Below are 15,659 nucleotides of genomic sequence, written 5' to 3'. Positions count from 1 at the left end.
GGGATTAGAACTTGGAAGCGTTTTTTATTTTAGATTTCAAAAAATTTGTATTTTAGAGCAAAAGAAAAATCTAATGATTAATAAAACAGTAAAAAACGTAACAGAAGCTTGTGCTGATATTCAAGACGGCGCTACTATTATGCTCGGTGGTTTCGGTTTATGCGGAATTCCTGAAAATTCTATCGCCGAACTCGTAAAAAAGGGAGTTAAAAACCTTATTTGTATTTCTAATAATGCTGGTGTAGATGATTTCGGGTTGGGTTTATTATTGCAAAAAAAGCAAATCAAGAAAATGATTTCTTCTTACGTGGGCGAAAACGCTGAATTCGAGCGTCAATTGCTTTCTGGAGAATTAGAAGTTGAGTTGATTCCTCAAGGAACTTTAGCAACTCGCTGTATGGCTGCAGGTTACGGAATGCCCGCAATTTTCACTCCAGCTGGTGTAGGAACAGAAGTTGCAGAAGGAAAAGAAGTGAGAAATTTTAATGGAAAAGATTATTTGTTAGAATATGCTTTTGACGCAGATTTCGCGATTGTAAAAGCTTGGAAAGGCGATACTGCAGGAAATCTCATTTATCGTTCTACCGCTAGAAATTTTAATCCAATGATGGCGATGGCTGGTAAAATTACCATTGCAGAAGTAGAAGAATTAGTAGAAGCTGGCGAACTAGACCCAGACCAAATTCACACTCCAGGAATTTATGTTCATAGAATTTTCCAAGGTGAAAATTATGAAAAGCGTATTGAACAGAGAACTGTTCGTTCTAAAATTTGAAAATTTGAAAATGAGTTAATTTGAAAATTTTAATTATGAGAAACGATAAACAAAATATAATTGTTGAAAAATTTTTTGATTTTGCATTAGATATTATTGAGTTTTCTGAAATGATAACGGAAAAGAAAAAATTTTCATTAGCTGACCAAATTTTCAGAGCTGGGACTTCTATTGGTGCAAATATAAGAGAAGCGCAAAACGCAGAGAGCAAAAATGATTTTATCCACAAAATGAAAATTGCAGCAAAAGAAGCAGATGAAACTGAATATTGGCTTCAATTGTGTGAAAAATCAATTTATTTACCAACCCCAAATGAAAAACTTAATAAAGATTTAAAATCATTAATTTATATTTTATCAAAAATAATTTCCACAAGTAAAGGAACGTAATTAATCATTTTCAAATTTTAAAATGTTCAAATTTTCAAATTAATCATCATGGCTTTAACAAAAGAACAAATTGCAATGAGAATTGCAAGAGAAATAAAAAACAACACGTATGTAAATTTAGGAATTGGTATTCCTACATTGGTAGCGAATTACATTCCAGAAGGTTTTAATGTAGTGCTACAATCTGAAAACGGAATTCTGGGAATGGGACCATTTCCTTTCGATGGCGATGAAGATGCAGACCTTATTAATGCAGGAAAACAAACCGTTACCTTATTAAAAGGTGCATCTATTTTTGATGGCGCAACAAGTTTTGGAATGATTAGAGCTCAAAAAGTTGACTTAACGATTCTTGGCGCTATGGAAGTTTCTGAAAATGGAGACATAGCCAATTGGAAAATTCCTGGAAAAATGGTAAAAGGAATGGGCGGCGCAATGGATTTAGTTGCTTCGGCGAAAAACATTATCGTAGCGATGCAACAAGTGAACAAACATGGCGAAAGCAAACTTTTACCAGAATGTACTTTGCCTTTAACTGGAGTGAAATGTATTAAAAAAATTGTTACAGAATTAGGCGTTTACGAAGTAAAAGATGGCGCATTTCATTGCTTAGAAAGAGCTCCTGGAGTTTCTGTAAACGATATCAAAAAAGCAACTGCTGGAAAATTAATTATAGACGAAAATGTACCTGAAATGGTTTTCTAAAAATAAAAAACTAAAGGAACTTCAATTGAAGTTCCTTTTTTATTCTACAATATCAGAATAATCATCTTTTTCAGGACATGTGATGCAAGAGAACAAAGTGGTTTCACTTTTTGGTTTTTATGCCTTGCATATTCTACAGCAATTTTCACCAATTCTTTGGCAATTCCCTTACCAGAATGTATTTTATCTACTTCAGTATGAGTAATTTTCATCACTCCATTTACAATATTAAACTCGATATGTCCGATTTTATGCCCTTCTTCAGAGACTTCGAATCCTTTGACCAATTTACTAAATTCCATTTGTGTTTTTTTGATAAATATAGAAAATTATTTTTTCCGTACCAATTCTTTTCTCACACGGCTCAAACTTTCTGGGGTAATTCCTAAATAAGACGCCACCATCCATTGTGGAACTCTTTCAAAAATATTAGGATAAGTCTTCAAAAAATCTACATATCTTTCTTCTGCAGTGGCTCCCAATAATTGGGTAATCCTTCTCTGCAGACTGCTTACATGTTTGTGCAAAAGAACATTCTGTTTTGCAATAACTGAAGGTTGATTTTCAGCTAAAAAATCAAAATATTCTGGCGAAAGCACCAAAACTTCTGAAGGTTCTACCGCATCTATGTAATAATCTGAAGGTTGATTAAGATAAAGACTACTTCTGTCTACTAAAATCCAGTTTTCTGGAGCAAAATGCAAGATATGTTCTTTACCATTTTTATCAATACTGTACATTCTTAGTAAACCTTTATTCACAAAAAATGTATCATTACATACTTCGCCGGGTTGTAAGAAAAACTCGCCTTTTTGTACATTTTTAACTTTGATTTTCTCACTACAAAACTGTACAACTTCTATAGGAGCATCAAGTAATCTAGAAATTTGAAATTGAAAATTTTCCAATTGTTTTGTTTTTATAATGCTAAGATAAGACTTAAATCAATATTATCATGTGAAGCATGATGAATAGCTTGACCGTTTTCTATGACTACAATTTGTGGACTCTGATGAACCACCGAAAATTTTTGGGCAATTTCATTAGAAATATCTCGATGGTTTAATAAATCTAAATAATAAAATTTTGGCAAGTCAACAGATTCTGACTCTATTTGTCTTTCAAAATTTCTAAGAACCGTTTTGCTAATCATGCATCTGGTAGAATGTTTGAAAATCACTACTATTCCTAGTTTTGATGCTTCTATTGCAGTTTCTAAATCTTCTGAAGACTGTATTTCATTCCAAAACTCTTTCAGAGAAGAACCATTAGAATTTCCGCCAAATAAATTGTTAAAAATACTCATACATTAAATTGTTTTAAATGATGATGAAGATGTTTATACTCTAAAAATCCCCAGTCAAATTTCGTCATTTTCCCGAATAATTGGTGAGTTTTGGGTAAATTATTTTGTGATGCATTCCAAACATATTCATCTAAAGTTGTTAATAAATATTTTTTACTTTCTAGAAAATCACAGGTTTCGTTTACTATCACTTCTTTGAAAGTAGGCATATTATGTGGAATTCCGTTATTGAAAATTCTGAGTTCGTACTTGGTTACTACCCCAATAAGCCTAATCAGAAAATGAGGATGTCTCAGTTGTAAATTTTTATTGGGAACTTCTAAGATTTTAGCACAATGCACCATCATTTGTGAGACATTCATGCTTCCCCATTTTCTAGGAGAATTCTCATGTAGAAGATGTATTCTATTGATAACTTCGTTTACGTCTGAAAGATTGTGTAAAGATTTTCTCACTTTTTTAACGCAAAAAAATAAAAAAGAGCGTTATAAAACGCTCTATAATTTCTTTATTTTCTTACAACATTTTTAGGTTGTTGACTTCTAAATCTGTAAGAATTCGCCAGTAACCTCTTTTTACATTTTTCTTGGTAAGTCCCGCAAACATTACTCTGTCTAGCGCTTCTACTTCGTAGCCCATTTTCTGGAAAATTCTACGAACTACTCTATTCCATCCGATGTGGATTTCTATTCCCACCTCATTTTTAGGTTTTCCATCGATGTAAGAAATCGCATCTACTTCTGCTACACCTTCTTCTAATCTAATTCCGTCTGCAATAGCTTGCATATCCTCTTTAGAGATTTTTCTATCAAGCGTTACGTGATAGATTTTTTTCATGTTAAAAGATGGATGCGTCAATTTTTTAGTCATGTGTCCATCATTCGTCAAAAGAATAACTCCAGTAGTACTTCTGTCTAATCTACCAACAGGAAATAAACGATATGGCGAAGCATTTGCCACTAAATCCATTACGGTTTTGCGCATTTTTTCGTCCTTAGTTGTAGAAATATAACCTTTTGGTTTATTTAGCAAAACATACACTGGTTTTTCTGGCGTAATTCCTTGTCCGTCAAAAACTACTCTATCTGTTTTTTGTACTTGGTAACCTAATTCTGAAATTACTTTACCATTAACTTCTACCAAACCTTGAGTAATTAATTCATCCGCTTCTCTTCTGCTACAAATTCCAGAATTGGCAATGTATTTATTTAAACGAATGGTTTCTTTGTTCTCAGACTTTGCTAATTTTTCTAGTCGTCTTTTTTGAACGAAAGATTTTGCTTTGTCTTCGTCTTTTTCAAATTTTTTGAAAGGCTTTTTGCTTAATTTCAAATCACCTTTTACATATTTTTCTCTAGAATCAAAAGTTTTCTCGCCACCTCTTTTTGGAGTGTCCGTTCCTCTGGTTCTCTTTGGTTTATCAAATGAAGGTTTTGAGCTTTTAGGTGAGGAAGGTCTCCTCTCAGAATTTCTATTGTTACTTTTTCCTGAATTTCTTTCTCTGCTCATAAATAATAAATTTTTGCAAAGGTACAAAAATAAGTTTTAACATTTTTGTCATAAATCATTATGATTTTTCACCAAAAAAAAGAATTTAATCAAACTAATACTTAATTTTGAAATCTTAAAAATATTTATGCTCTCTAAAAATAATGTAATTATTACATCAGTCAAAAACAATATATCATTATACAAAATTTCTAATAAAAATGGTGTAGAAGCAAACATCACTAATTATGGTGCAACACTACTTTCGCTCTATGTTCCTACCAAAAATGGTAAAATAGACGTCGTTTTAGGATTCCATTCGATTGATGAATATATAAAAGCATTCGAAATTGGTGCTTCTCCATATTTTAATGCAGTGGTAGGAAGATTTGCAGGAAGAATTAAAAATGCACAATTTCAACTGAACGGAAAAACCATTCAACTAGACCAAAATCACGGGAAACACCATTTACACGGCGGAAAATACCAATTAAGCAACGTCGCATGGAATTTTGAAAACTACAATAAAGAAACCAATACACTAACCTTTTATTATCTAAGCAAAGCCAACGAATTTTATCCTGGAGATGTTACCATAGAAGTAGCTTATACTTTAACAGACGAAAACGAATTAAATATCAATTATAAAGCAACTACTACAGAAGATACTCTTCTAAACCTCACCAATCACGCTTATTTTAACCTTGATGGAATTTCAGGAAATACTCTTGACCAAAAATTACAAATCAATGCTGAAAAATTCTTAGAATTAGATACCGAAAACATTCCTACAGGAAATTTCATTCCTATGGAAAACCACGCTTTTGATTTCAGAAGTTCTAAAAATGTAGTGGCTGGAATAGACCATTGTTTTGTTTTAAAGAACAATACAGAACCTGCAGTTCTTTTAGAGAGTGTGAAAAATGGTTTAACCATGAAGGTTTACACAGACCAACCTGCGGCACAAATATACGTAGGCGGAAAAACTTCTGATGAACTTCAAAATAAAGAATCGGTAGAATATCACACAGAAAGCGGAATTTGTTTTGAAACTCAAGTTTTTCCAGATGCTCCTAATCACGAAGATTTCCCGAATGCTATTTTAAGAAAAGGCGAAACATATCATCAGAACACTACTTTCCAATTTATAATTTCGTAGAAAATGAAAAAGTTAATTTTCTGTTTTTTAACATTAGCAATTATTTCTTGTAGTTCTGGTGGCGACAGTCCAGAACCTGCTCCTAATCCAATTCCTACAGAAGATAGTTTTATTAGAGCTGCAGACCTATCATTTTTACCAGAAATAGAAGCAGCAGGAGTTTCTTTTAAGTACAATAATACTGTGCAAGACCCATTGCTTACTTTAAAAAACGCTGGAGTAAATTACATTAGAATTCGTCTTTGGAATAATCCTACTAACGGTCATTCTAATTTATCAGAAGTAAAACAACTGGCAACCAAAGTCAAAAATCACGGAATGAAAGTTTGGCTCACCGTACATTATTCTGATACTTGGGCAGATCCAGGCAATCAAACGAAACCTGTAGCTTGGCAAAATTTAAGTTTTTCTGATTTAAAATCTGCAGTAAGCGTTTACACTACACAAATAGTTACCGAAATAAAACCCGAAATTATACAAATAGGAAATGAAACCAATGATGGATTTCTTTGGCCAGAAGGAAAACTTTCTACCAATGAAACACAGTATTTAGAATTGACAAATACTGCTATTTCAAGTGTGAAAACAGCCAATAGTGCTACTAAAATCATGTTGCATTTTGCAGGAATTTCTAATTCAGCAGATTGGTATTTTAATAAAGTAAAAAATCTAAATTATGATTATATAGGCATTTCTTATTATCCTGTATATCATGGAACTTCTTTAACTGATTTAAAAACCAAGCTCACTACACTAAGCCAAACGTACAATAAAAAAATCATTTTAGCAGAAACCTCTTATCCTTTTACACTAAGTTGGAATGATTGGACCAATAATGTGGTGGGACAAAGCAATCAATTGGTTGCAGGTTATGATGCTACTGCTTCTGGTCAAAAAAATTATATTCTCGCCCTCAAATCATTGGTAAAATCAGTTCCGAATGGTTCTGGATTCTGTTATTGGGGTGGAGAATGGGTTGCCTTCAAAGGAAACCAAGCAACTAATGGCTCTACTTGGGAAAATCAAGCACTTTGGGATTTTAATAATAACGCTTTAGAAGCAATTCAAGCATTTAATAAAGATTAAAACCTTTCAAAAATGCCATTGATCAACATGAAAATTACGCCAACAAAAACCCAAATTCTAAAGAAATTGATTACCCAAAATAATTTAGATTTTTGATAAGTAAGAATAGGAAAACTCATCATTACGAAAAAAAGAATACTTAATGAAAAGTAACCTAACATATAATTGGTTTTCGGGATGAAGAAAAGCAACAGAATAGATACCAAAACATTTGCAAAAATCACAAATCCGATGACAATATAACTCACTTTTTTTCCGAAAAAATTGGCAATTGTATTATAGCCAAAAACTCTATCTACATTTCTGGTCAATACATCTTTAATCAAATCAATGGTCAACATAATTAAAAATAAAAACGCTGCCATTAAAAATAATTTATAAGAGAAATGCTTGTAATACACCAATAATCCAAAAAAAGGATACAATGTTAAACTCACAAAAGTAAGATTATTAATAATGAGCATTTTGCTCAGTTTATGACTGTAAAACCAAATGATAAATTGATAAATCAAGAAAAAAATAAGAATTCTCCAAGAAAGCATTGCCGAAATTCCCAATGAAAAAATATTGAGAATTATATAACTGTACAAGAAATATTTTTCCTTTAAGAAACTTTGTAATCTGCTTCTAAATGGCTTTTCTACTTCATCTTTTTCTTTGTCATAAAAGCGATTGATAATTCCGCCAGCTGCAATACTCAGCATCGCACAGAGAATAATTCCGTGAACTTTATAATCGAAAACAAATTTTCTGAGACTTTCTTCTTGGTTAAAAAGAAAAAAAGTAGAAACATACAGCGTAAAAGTGAACAATGCCAATACAAAAATCCTCGCTCCTAAAAGCAAACTCACCAATTGAGATAAACGATGAAGAATGGGATTGTTACTCATTTTACTGTAAAGTCGTGAAGTCGTTAATTTGTAAGTCGTAGAATTATAGTCTATTAAGAATTTTTTAAACGACTTTACAAATCATCAACTTTACAAAAACTAAAATCTATAAATCACTTCTTTATTGAAGCCTTCTAGCATTTTGTCGGCTTTTTCATAATCTTTAGCGAAACCAAGAATATAACCTCCTCCTCCACTTCCGCAGAGTTTTAAGTAATAAGCATTGGTATCAAGACCTTTTTTCCAAGCGTTGTAAAGATTGGTAGGAATCATCGGTTTGAAATGAACATAAGCCCATTTAGAAAGGTCTTTCAAGTGTTTGAAAAACGGCGTCATTTCTTTGTTCAAGAAAGTATCAATACAAGCATTATTGTACTTAATGAATTCTTCTTTCAAAGTTTTTCTGAAACCTTCATTTTTCAATTTTTCGAAGAAAATTTGAACCATCGGTCCAGTTTCGCCTACAGAACCAGAATCTATCAAGAAAATTGCACCTTTTCCAGCTTCTTCTTTTGGAATAGAAACTTTGTCTACACTTTCTTTGTTTTCAATGAGAATCGGAAGGTTCATGTAACAAATCAATGGGTCAATTCCAGAAGATTTACCATGAAAATAAGACTCTAATTCTCCGAAAACTTTTTTCAAATCTTTTAATTGATTTTTAGAAATTTCTTCCGGATTATATTTAATGAAAGAATATTTTTCGAAAATAGCTGCTACCAAAGCTCCAGAACTTCCCACGCCATAACCTTGCGGAATATTAGAATCAAAAAATAATCCTTTTTCAATATCTTTTTTGAAGGCTTCTTCATTAATTTTAAAAGCTTCTGGAAGATATAATTCAGATAAATATTGAGCGTATTTAGATAGAGATTCGTTTGATTTTTTCTCGAAATCAGATTGATTTTCAGAGAATTTCAATGTGCCTTTGTAGAAACTGTACGGTAAGGTTAATCCTTGAGAATCTTCTATGATTCCGTACTCTCCGAAAAGCAATATTTTAGCGTAAAATAACGGGTTCGTCATTAATCTATTCTATGTTTGGTAATGCAAAGATAATAAAAAATCTTTTTCTATGTAAAGATACTGATTATCAATAAAATCTATAACAAATTTTTTATGATAATGGTCTCTATTTCTTTTGATTGATTCAATGTCATAAAATGAGTTCCACCTTTAATTAGGTAATCATATTTTACAAAAATGTGTGGTAAAATTAAATCACTATCTCCTTGAATATGAACAATATTTTCGGAATAATTTTCATTTTTCCAGTTCATTATTTGATGTAAAGCCCATTTCAAAAAATGTTTATCCGTATTTTTGATAATGACTTTTAAAAGATTTTTTTCAAAATTGGTTTTCGCTCCAAAAACTAAATAAATTAAAGAATTAACTCTTTTCAAAATTGAATTTGGAAGTATTTTAAGAAGATTTAATTTACCTATTAATATATAGTAGAATGGAATTTCGGATTTAGTTTTAGCAGAAGATAAAAGAAAAACTTTCTTGAATTTTTTAATTTTTGAAATTTCAACAGAGAGAATTCCGCCAAAAGAAAGTCCGATTAGAATTGCATTTTCATCTTTTATATTCTCAGAAATTCTTAGAGCGTAGTTTTGCAAAGTTTCATTTTCTAGTGGCAAAATCCAATCAATATGAACAACTTCAAAACCCTCAAAAGAAAAATTCTGAAACATTCTTTTGTCAGCTCCAAGTCCGCTGATTATGTAAATTGTATTTATCAAAGTTTACAACTGATTTTGCTCATCCGCCTCTTCCATCAATTTAAGATAAGTGATATATCTACTTTCCAAGATTTCGCCAGTTTCTAATGCTTCTAAAACAGCACATTTTGGTTCATTAATGTGTTTGCAATTATGGAATTTACAAGCTCTCCCTTTTTCAAAAATTTCTGGGAAATAATGTTGAATTTCTTCTTTTTCTACGTCTATCATTGCAAATTCTCGAACTCCAGGTGTGTCTATTACAGCACCTCCAAAATGCCAAAAATGCATTTGAGCAAAAGTAGTGGTGTGCTTTCCTTTATTATGCGTTTCAGAAATTTCGTTGGTTTTCAAATTCAAATCAGGTTGAAGTGCATTTGCCAAAGTAGATTTTCCTGCACCAGAATGACCGAAAAACACACATGTTTTATCTTTTAAAATTTCTTGAAGTTTTTCTAAATTGAGTTTTTCAGCAGAAGAAACTTGCAACGTTTGATAACCTAAATTTTCGTACATGGTTTGCAATTCTTCAACCAATTCCACTTCTTCGAAATTCAACAAATCAATTTTGTTAAAAAGAATGAGAACGGGAATATTGTACGCTTCGCAACAAGCCAAAAATCGGTCTAAAAATCCTAAAGACGTTTCTGGAGATTGCAAGGTGAAAATAATACAAGCTAAATCTAAATTGCTCGCAATAATGTGCGCTTCTTTAGATAAATTCACGGATTTTCTAATCAGATAATTTTTGCGAGGTTCTATTTTTGTAATCCACGCAATATCATCTTGCTCCAATTGAAATTTTACAAAATCACCCACAGCCAAAGGATTGGTGAGTCTGGTTTTAATCAGTTTAAATTTCCCACGAATTCTCGCCTCGAAAACTTGCCTAGTTTCCAAATCTAAAACTTGATACCAACTTCCTGTAGATTTTGTGATGAGTCCTTTCAAAACTAATTTCTTTTGTGCAATTTACGAAATCTTCTTACAATAAAAAAACACGCTTTTCAGCGTGTTCAATAAATTTTAATCTCCAAAAATCCTATACCAATTATTATCAATTTTCCAGTTTCTTTCTGGGTCATTTTTTATTTTTTCATTATAATATTTTATATTTTGGTCATCTTCAGTATAAATTAAGTATGTAGAAGGTGAATCAAAGAAATTTCTAAAAACCCAAAATTTTACAGTGTATTTTTGATTGGTTTTATTTTTAGAAATCCATATATCATTTCCTCCGTTAGAAACAACTGGAAACTCAAAAGGAAGTTCACAAACTACATTATTCCAACTAACATTAGATTTTAAAATTCCCTTTTTTACATCAGAAACAATATCTTTACGTTTCTCTTTTAAAATAATCCAATCTAGTTTTTCTATAAATAAATTTGGAATACCATAAAATTTATAAAAAGAGAAAAATGTGATTAATGAAACTGAAATAAAAATTACAATTCTTTGTCTTGAAATATTCTTTCGCTCTTTAAAAATTTTAATCATTTGAATTAAAACAATTACAAGTAAGACTAAAACATTTAATAACCAAACAAGTGGAAGAATAAAATATGGCATGTAATAATAGTTTATTAAGATTACAAAAATCCAAACTATAATTAGAATTTTTAATTTTTTATGCTTCATTCTAGAAGTTTTTGGAATAAATGTTTTTGGAAATTTACGAAATCTTCTCACAATAAAAAAACACGCTTTTCAGCGTGTTTTCTTGTTATTTATCAATCATGATATTGTTTTGAACTTCAATGGATTCTTCGTGAATCGCCTTGAAAACTTTTTCTATAAAATCTTTGCCCATTCCAGATTCTTCGGCTCTTGCAGAGGCATATTCTGCAATCACTTTCCAGCGGTCTGGCTGGAAGATTGCGATATTATTCTCTTTCTTCAACGCTCCAATTTTTTCAGAAATTTTCATTCTGTTTGATAATAATTCTATTAATTGGAAGTCAATATCAGAAATTAAAGCTCTGTGTTTGCCCATTTCTTCATCAAATCCTGAAATATCTGAGTTTCTGATTTGTAGATTGCCTAACATTTCTGCCAAAACTTCTGGCGTAATTTGTTGAGCCGCATCACTCCAAGCTGCATCTGGATTGCAGTGAGATTCTATCATCGCTCCTTCGTAACCTACGTTAAATGCTTCCTGAGTAACATCTGAAAGCAAATCTCTTCTACCACAAATGTGAGAAGGGTCTACAAACATTGGAATATTCGGATATTGGTGTTTAAAATCTAATGCGATTTGCCAATTGGGTAAATTTCTATATTTTGTTTTTTGATAAGATGAAAATCCTCTGTGAATAACGCCTAGGTTTTTCACATCTTGACCTAAAAGTCTTTCTAAAGCTCCAATCCAAAGTGCTAAATCTGGATTTACCGGATTTTTCACCAAAACAGGTTTATTGGTTCCTTTTAACGCCACAGCAATTTCTTGAACGGTAAAAGGATTTACCGTAGAACGTGCTCCAATCCAAAGAATATCCACATCTGCTTCTAGAGCTGCATAAACGTGATGTGCATTGGCAACTTCAGTTGCTGTTTTGAAACCAAACTCGTCTTTTACTTTTTTAAGCCAATTAAGACCAATAACTCCTACTCCTTCGAAACCATTTGGTTTGGTTCTTGGCTTCCAAATTCCTGCTCTAAAAACGGGAACTTCTGCACCACTTTCTTTCAATCTTTGTGCAGTTTCCATCATTTGTGCTTCTGATTCTGCACTACAAGGTCCTGCTATAATTAATGGTTTCGGGAACTCATTAATCCAATCGTTTTGTAAATCTTTTAAATTCATACTTCGTGATTCTTACAACTTTTATAAAATACAGAACACGCAATAAGCGTGTTCAATTATGTTCTTTTTTGAAATATTTTTCAAATATAGAAAATTACGACTATTTGTTTTTATTTTTTTTCAATATTTTCTTGATTTAGAACCTTTTCGATGTATTTTTCTTTCAGAACATCATAAAAAGCTCTCTTTGTTACAAAATTACAAACCAAAGAAGCGAGAACTGCTCCTAACAGTAGAAAAAAGATGATACTATGTCTGTCTGTCATTTCAAATATAATAATTGCAGAAGTAAATGGCGCTCTGGTTACTCCTGTAAGAAAAGCTGTCATCCCAATTAAAATCAATAAATTAGCATTATCTCCTGTTAATTGTAGCAATTGAGCAATTAACGCTCCAAAACTTGCTCCAGAACTTAATGAAGGTGCAAAAACGCCTCCTGCTCCACCAAAACTGAAAGTAGCAATTAAACCATTCATTCTCAAAAAAGGTAAATACCATTCTACCGATTTATCTGAGGTAAAAAGCAATCTTTCCATTAATTCTTTACCAGAACCCATAACTTCGGTTCCGAAAAAATAGATGAAAGTTGCCACAAAAAATCCACAGAAAAAAACGATAAAAACTTGTTGATAATTTTTCTTAAATCTCTCAAAAAAACTCATCACTGCAATGATGATGCTACACATTTTGCTGCCAAAATATCCAGCAACAATAGCCGTAATAAAAATTCCTACAAAAACCAGCCAACCAGAGTAATTGGTTTTAGGATAACCTAGATACAAGTAACTACCACCAAAACCTTGCGCAGTAAGACCAGCGATGATAACTGCTACAAAAAGTGGAGATTTTATATACTTAATATGAGTTTTGGCTAACTCTTCAATCGCAAAAATAATTCCGCCAAGCGGTGTATTAAAAGCAGCAGCCAAACCAGAAGCAGCTCCTGCAATCATTACATTTTTTTCAGAAATCGGCACCCACCATTTTGGCAGTCTTTTATGAATTTCTACAAAAATAGAACCCGCAATTTGTATGGTTGGCCCTTCTCTTCCAGCAATTCCTCCACCAAAAACTTTTACGGCGCTTGCTAAAATTTTGATGATGATTATTCTTAAACTCAAAAATCTTTTAACAAGATGATGTGTATTTGGTTTTGACAATTCTACTGAAGCCATGACTTGCGGAATTCCGCTTCCTGCTGAATATTTGGCAAAAGTTCTTACTAAAAACCAAGAAATGAAAAAACTCAAAGGCGTGATAATGAAAATATACAATTTATTCTGATGAAAAATTTCGTGAGACCATTTTTCTGAAAAGGTAAATATTTTACTGTACAAAAAAGCCACAAAGCCAGTGATAAAAGAAGCCAATAAAAAGGGTAAAAACTGTAGAAACTGCTTTTTGAGGGTAGAATTGGCATAAGTGGTTCTTTGGTATACGTTTTTAAAATAAGAAAGTAGATTTCTTACAATAAAATTTTTCCGAATGGGAACCAACAATCTTTTGTAATGAAAATTCATTGAATATTTTTTACATGATTTGAAGCTTTAAAATTTATTTATAAACTTCTACATTTGATTTATTAAGTCTTTTCTCAATCCAGTTTTTCAGTTTTATTTGGTCTTCATCTGTAAGATTTTCTGATGCTTTATAAATAAGTACAGGTTTTTCAACCAATGAATCCCCTTGTGCAAAACTGAGTTCAGAAACATTTATCGCATTAATATTTGGAAACAAAACTTGAGCTTCTTTAAGCAACTGCATATTGTCTTCTAAAGATGAAGTTTGACTTTTTAAAGCCAATAATTCTTTATCTCTTTCAGAATTTTTATTGATTTCATTAAGAATATCGTCTTTTAAAACTTCTAAATTTTGATAATTATTCGCTTTAATAATAAGTTCGGTATTATTTAGACCAATTTCTGAAAGACTTTGGTTCATTTTTTTTATTTCATCTTGAGTAAAATTTCTCTTTAAGAAAGCCAATTCTATTTTTCGAGGATTACTTAAAAAATTTATTTTTTTATAAACCAAAGTATTACCTTTTTCTATAAATTCCTTTTCAATAAACTGGTCTGCTTTAATCCTAAATTCCTGTTCTCTATATAATGAATAGGCAAAATAAATACTTGGCAAAAGAACAAGTATCGAAAGTAGAGTTATCAAATTTTGCACTCTTTTTCTCTCTTTTAAATCTACAAATTTAACCGATGGATATTTTAGAAATTTTACAATTAAAAATGTAGAAATCCCAATAAAAACACAATTAATTGTATAAAGAAATAATGCTCCAAAAAAGAACTTAAAATTACCTGTTGCCAAACCAAAACCGGCTGTACATAATGGAGGCATAAGAGCTGTAGCAATAGCAACTCCTGGAATAGGATTTCCTTTTTCCACTCTAGTTATTGCAATAACACCTGCTAAACCGCCAAAAAATGCAATAAGCACATCATAAATATTGGGAGATGTTCTGGCTAATAACTCAGACTGAGCTTCTTTGAAAGGACTAATATAAAAATAGATGGTAGAAACTAATAAACTCGCAATGGTAGCAATAAGCAAGTTTTTCAATGATTTTTTTAGTAATTCAAAATCAAAAACACCAAGTGCAAAACCAGCGCCTACAATAGGTCCCATCAAAGGAGAAATAAGCATGGCTCCAATCACCACTGCTGTAGAATTTACATTAAGACCTACAGATGCTACAAGAATCGCAGCCATTAGAATCCATAAATTAGAACCAGAAAAAGAAATATTATCTTTTACGTTTTCTAAAACTTTTTGTTTGTTTTCTTCTCCTTTATGTAAATCTAATAGTCTAAACATGAAATGGAATTTTTAACTTAAATCTAGCTTCATCAATTCATCTAAATCTTTTAAAACAGGATTAATTTCTACATATTTCTGGAAAATATCTCTTTTCGTTTCTTGTTTTTTGATGAGTTTTTTGTCTTCTCGGTAAGAAACTTCTATTTTGTAGTTATTGACTTTTCTCTTGAAATGATTAAAAAATTGCGCTTGAATTTTCTCGAACTCAGTTTTTACCAAATCTGAAGGATATAAAATCTCCACAACATTTTCTTCCTTTTTATGAAGTTTTGCTGTATTTACGGCAAAATAAGTGACTTGGTCTTTTATAAATAAATCATTTAGAAAAATTTGCCATTCTGTTTGTAAATCTTTCTCGGTGAAATGATGATCTGGCAAATATTCTTCTTTTTTCTGAGGAGTGACAACTACTTCTTCTTCCTCTTTTTTATTGAGCGTAGCAAGAATACTAAATTCTGAAACAATGGTTTTCTTAACAATTGGTTCAGTAATTTTT

General features: G+C 31.4%; 19 protein-coding genes. 5 read left to right on the top strand and 14 right to left on the bottom strand.

Annotation, left to right across the window (positions count from 1 at the left end):
- Positions 1-73 precede the first annotated feature (73 nt).
- The 3 genes from QO190_RS02715 to QO190_RS02705 are packed head-to-tail and all read left to right on the top strand — an operon-like array spanning position 74 to position 1,869.
- Positions 74-775 carry a CoA transferase subunit A gene (locus QO190_RS02715; protein ID WP_371481244.1) on the top strand — a complete coding sequence of 234 codons (702 nt, stop codon included), beginning with the start codon at positions 74-76 and terminating at the stop codon, positions 773-775.
- Positions 776-810: 35 nt separating this feature from the next.
- Positions 811-1,164 carry a four helix bundle protein gene (locus QO190_RS02710; protein ID WP_371461257.1) on the top strand — a complete coding sequence of 118 codons (354 nt, stop codon included), beginning with the start codon at positions 811-813 and terminating at the stop codon, positions 1,162-1,164.
- Between the two features lie 48 nt (positions 1,165-1,212).
- Positions 1,213-1,869, top strand: a complete 657-nt coding sequence (locus QO190_RS02705; protein ID WP_371461258.1) for a 3-oxoacid CoA-transferase subunit B — start codon at positions 1,213-1,215, stop codon at positions 1,867-1,869.
- Between the two features lie 44 nt (positions 1,870-1,913).
- Here the strand turns inward: QO190_RS02705 and QO190_RS02700 are convergent, their stop codons facing one another.
- The 5 genes from QO190_RS02700 to QO190_RS02680 form a co-directional block, all read right to left on the bottom strand.
- Entirely contained in the window at positions 1,914-2,171 is a 258-nt protein-coding gene (locus QO190_RS02700; RefSeq protein ID WP_371461259.1) for a GNAT family N-acetyltransferase, read from the bottom strand.
- 27 nt (positions 2,172-2,198) lie between these two features.
- Positions 2,199-2,777: a Crp/Fnr family transcriptional regulator gene (locus tag QO190_RS02695; RefSeq protein WP_069798412.1), complete on the bottom strand. Its 579-nt coding sequence runs from the start codon at positions 2,775-2,777 to the stop codon at positions 2,199-2,201.
- 11 nt (positions 2,778-2,788) lie between these two features.
- Positions 2,789-3,175, bottom strand: coding sequence for a bacillithiol system redox-active protein YtxJ (gene ytxJ / locus QO190_RS02690; RefSeq protein ID WP_371461261.1), 387 nt, complete (start codon positions 3,173-3,175; stop codon positions 2,789-2,791).
- Positions 3,172-3,630: a DUF1569 domain-containing protein gene (locus QO190_RS02685; protein ID WP_371461263.1), complete on the bottom strand. Its 459-nt coding sequence runs from the start codon at positions 3,628-3,630 to the stop codon at positions 3,172-3,174. Before QO190_RS02685 ends, ytxJ begins: the two co-directional genes overlap by 4 nt.
- A gap of 61 nt (positions 3,631-3,691) precedes the next feature.
- Positions 3,692-4,684 carry a pseudouridine synthase gene (locus QO190_RS02680; RefSeq protein ID WP_213189263.1) on the bottom strand — a complete coding sequence of 331 codons (993 nt, stop codon included), beginning with the start codon at positions 4,682-4,684 and terminating at the stop codon, positions 3,692-3,694.
- Positions 4,685-4,811: 127 nt separating this feature from the next.
- Here QO190_RS02680 and QO190_RS02675 point away from each other — a divergent pair, with 127 nt between their 5' ends.
- Positions 4,812-5,822, top strand: coding sequence for an aldose epimerase family protein (locus QO190_RS02675; RefSeq protein WP_371461265.1), 1,011 nt, complete (start codon positions 4,812-4,814; stop codon positions 5,820-5,822).
- A 3-nt stretch (positions 5,823-5,825) separates the two neighbouring features.
- Positions 5,826-6,908: an arabinogalactan endo-beta-1,4-galactanase gene (locus tag QO190_RS02670; protein ID WP_371461266.1), complete on the top strand. Its 1,083-nt coding sequence runs from the start codon at positions 5,826-5,828 to the stop codon at positions 6,906-6,908.
- Here QO190_RS02670 and QO190_RS02665 read toward each other — a convergent pair.
- From QO190_RS02665 to QO190_RS02625, 9 genes are all read right to left on the bottom strand, one after another.
- Positions 6,905-7,798, bottom strand: coding sequence for a UbiA family prenyltransferase (locus QO190_RS02665; RefSeq protein WP_371461267.1), 894 nt, complete (start codon positions 7,796-7,798; stop codon positions 6,905-6,907). The genes QO190_RS02670 and QO190_RS02665 overlap by 4 nt on opposite strands.
- Positions 7,799-7,897: 99 nt before the next feature.
- On the bottom strand, positions 7,898-8,824 hold the full coding sequence (locus QO190_RS02660; RefSeq protein WP_371461269.1) for a mevalonate kinase: 927 nt from the start codon (positions 8,822-8,824) through the stop codon (positions 7,898-7,900).
- Positions 8,825-8,901: 77 nt separating this feature from the next.
- A complete protein-coding gene (locus QO190_RS02655; protein WP_371461271.1) occupies positions 8,902-9,498 on the bottom strand; it encodes an alpha/beta hydrolase in 597 nt (198 codons plus the stop codon).
- Positions 9,499-9,549: 51 nt separating this feature from the next.
- Positions 9,550-10,476 carry a ribosome small subunit-dependent GTPase A gene (gene rsgA / locus QO190_RS02650; protein WP_371461273.1) on the bottom strand — a complete coding sequence of 309 codons (927 nt, stop codon included), beginning with the start codon at positions 10,474-10,476 and terminating at the stop codon, positions 9,550-9,552.
- A gap of 75 nt (positions 10,477-10,551) precedes the next feature.
- On the bottom strand, positions 10,552-11,025 hold the full coding sequence (locus tag QO190_RS02645; RefSeq protein ID WP_133159962.1) for a hypothetical protein: 474 nt from the start codon (positions 11,023-11,025) through the stop codon (positions 10,552-10,554).
- A gap of 226 nt (positions 11,026-11,251) precedes the next feature.
- Positions 11,252-12,331 carry a chorismate mutase gene (locus QO190_RS02640; protein ID WP_371461275.1) on the bottom strand — a complete coding sequence of 360 codons (1,080 nt, stop codon included), beginning with the start codon at positions 12,329-12,331 and terminating at the stop codon, positions 11,252-11,254.
- 110 nt (positions 12,332-12,441) lie between these two features.
- The gene (locus QO190_RS02635; RefSeq protein WP_371461277.1) at positions 12,442-13,851 is read right to left on the bottom strand and encodes a chloride channel protein; all 1,410 of its coding nucleotides are present in this window, start codon (positions 13,849-13,851) and stop codon (positions 12,442-12,444) included.
- Positions 13,852-13,885: 34 nt separating this feature from the next.
- Entirely contained in the window at positions 13,886-15,160 is a 1,275-nt protein-coding gene (locus tag QO190_RS02630; RefSeq protein ID WP_371461280.1) for a TIGR00341 family protein, read from the bottom strand.
- 12 nt (positions 15,161-15,172) lie between these two features.
- Positions 15,173-15,541 carry a hypothetical protein gene (locus QO190_RS02625; RefSeq protein WP_371461282.1) on the bottom strand — a complete coding sequence of 123 codons (369 nt, stop codon included), beginning with the start codon at positions 15,539-15,541 and terminating at the stop codon, positions 15,173-15,175.
- Positions 15,542-15,659: the final 118 nt, after the last annotated feature.

The organism is Cloacibacterium sp. Arc13, from assembly GCF_041431305.1.
Taxonomy (GTDB): Bacteria; Bacteroidota; Bacteroidia; order Flavobacteriales; family Weeksellaceae; genus Cloacibacterium; species Cloacibacterium caeni_B.
Note: the sequence above shows the minus strand (reverse complement) of the source record. Positions and strands in the feature narration are given on the sequence as shown.